We start from the raw sequence: 2,137 nt of genomic DNA, 5'->3' as shown, positions 1-2,137 counted from the left end.
TTCTCAAATCTGTGGTCAAGTCTATGGGAATTGTGAAATCTATGGCAAGGCTTTCATCTCTCAATATGCAAAAGTTTATGACCATGCTTGTGTCTATGGCAATGCTCATGTTTATGGCAATGTTTATGGGTATGCCCATGTGAGTGGGGGCGCCCGCGTTTTTGCTGATGCTCATGTTTATGATTATGCGCATGTTTCTTATGATGCTACGGTTTTTGGTTATGCAAGGGTCTATGGTCGTGCCATTGTTGCTGGCTCGGCTCATATTCATAGCTATGCTGAGGTTTATAATTATGCCTTTATTAATGGTCGTGCCCAAATTTATGGCAAGGTCTATGGCGGTGCTTTGGTGGGCGGTTGTGCTGAAATTTATGGCTCTGTTTTTGGCAATGCCAAGGTTTTATTCTATACGAAGGTCTGGGGTCGCGCTTATGGCAATGCGAAATTAACCAAGAGAAGCAAAGTAAGGAAAGTTCCTATAAATTATGAGGTTTATGAAAGCGATAACCTTGTCAAGATTGTTGATGAAACAGAATAAAGAACGGTGTGGGGGGGGGCTTAAAAAAATATCTTGTTTCTGATTATAACTATTAAAAATAGATTAGAATCAGATTAGAAAAATCCAATATGGGGGAAACAAAATATCTTCTTTCAGGAGGCTTTTCTCTTATGTTTTGGTTCACAAGCGTAGAAAAAAAATATAAATTTACAGATGATATAAGATCAATTGGAACACACGCGGTTTATCGTATTAAAGCTGTTAAGGATTTTGGTGATGTTAAAGCAGGTGATTTAGGTGGTTTTATAGAAAAAGGAAAAAATTTATCCCATTACGGCGACTGTTGGGTATATTCTGGCGCTTGTGTCTATGGCAATGCCAAAGTCTATGACAATGCTAAAATTTATGACGATGCTGAAATCTATGACAATGCTAGAATTTATGACGATGCTGAAATCTATGACGATGCTAGAATTTATGGCAATGCTAGAATTTATGGCAATGCTAAAGTTTACGGCAAAGCCTGCGTTTATGAGAATGCTAAAATCTGTGACAATGCTAAAATTTATGACGATGCTAGAATTTATGGCAATGCTAAAGTCTATGAATTTTCGGAAGTTTATGGGAAAATCGGTGCTTTTAGAGCCTATATTCACGAAATTACCGAAGTTTATGGCTATGCAAAGATTTATGGCAATGCCAAAGTCTATGACAATGCTAAAATTTATGACGATGCTGAAATCTATGACAATGCTAAAATTTATAAAAGCGCAGAAGTTTTTGGTAATGCCAAAGTCTATGACAATGCCAAAATCTATGAAAAATCCAAAGTCTATGGCAATGCTAAAGTTTACGGCTATGCCGAAGTTTATGGCTATTCTTTCATTTATAAAAACGCTGAAGTTTTTGGCAATGCTAAAGTTTATAACGGGACTGCAATTTTAGGTAAGTTAGATTGTGATATCCGAAAACCTAACAATTAAACTATAAATCATCTAGAAAACACGAGATAGTGGATAAATGACAAGCTTTTTCACATTATAATAAAAACTCGTAATTATATACTTTAATGCTGTTTTAAAATTTTATTGTTATCTTAAAAATTACCCTCTTATAGAACAATCTAATGTTACTATAACATCTTTAGATTTTACGCTCGTCAATTTTGGCGAACGTTAATTTGTTTCTTTTTATGCGATTAACAATCCAATCGTTAAAACAAGCTGTGATCTTTAAACATATGTTATCGATCATTTCAAACGACTAAATTTTAAAACAATGCGATTTGTGAATGATAAAAACGTATCATAAAATTTATGAACTATTATGAATGATAGCTGCTTTTCATTTCATTTGAATACACACATGCGTTATAATATTTACATCATGATTTGCTTTTTATGGTCTATTCATACATGGCAATCTTTTATAAAAAATGGTCAAATGAATCATGCATAAAAGTGTGGATTCTTAAGTGGATTCATATAAAATAATTGCACTCAACATATTGACTTTATTGTGTTTTTTATGATAATGTGATGTTTGGGGAAAAAGCTTCAAGAGCAGGATGCGTATATTAGAGCGCAGCAAGATGTGCAAAGGCAAGCGATTGAATATCAAGAATTTAATGGACATTTG

2 protein-coding genes are annotated in these 2,137 nt (G+C 34.0%); both read left to right on the top strand.

Annotated features, from left to right (window positions below):
* On the top strand, positions 1-538 hold a 538-nt coding region (locus tag PVV69_RS09690; RefSeq protein ID WP_273757334.1), incomplete at its 5' end, for a hypothetical protein.
* A gap of 89 nt (positions 539-627) precedes the next feature.
* Positions 628-1,482, top strand: coding sequence for a hypothetical protein (locus PVV69_RS09685; protein ID WP_273757333.1), 855 nt, complete (start codon positions 628-630; stop codon positions 1,480-1,482).
* Positions 1,483-2,137 lie beyond the last annotated feature (655 nt).

Source organism: Bartonella sp. MM73XJBT (assembly GCF_028618465.1).
Classification (GTDB): Bacteria; Pseudomonadota; Alphaproteobacteria; order Rhizobiales; family Rhizobiaceae; genus Bartonella.
The sequence above is the reverse complement of the archived record's forward strand: the minus strand, read 5'-3'. Positions and strand labels throughout refer to the sequence as shown.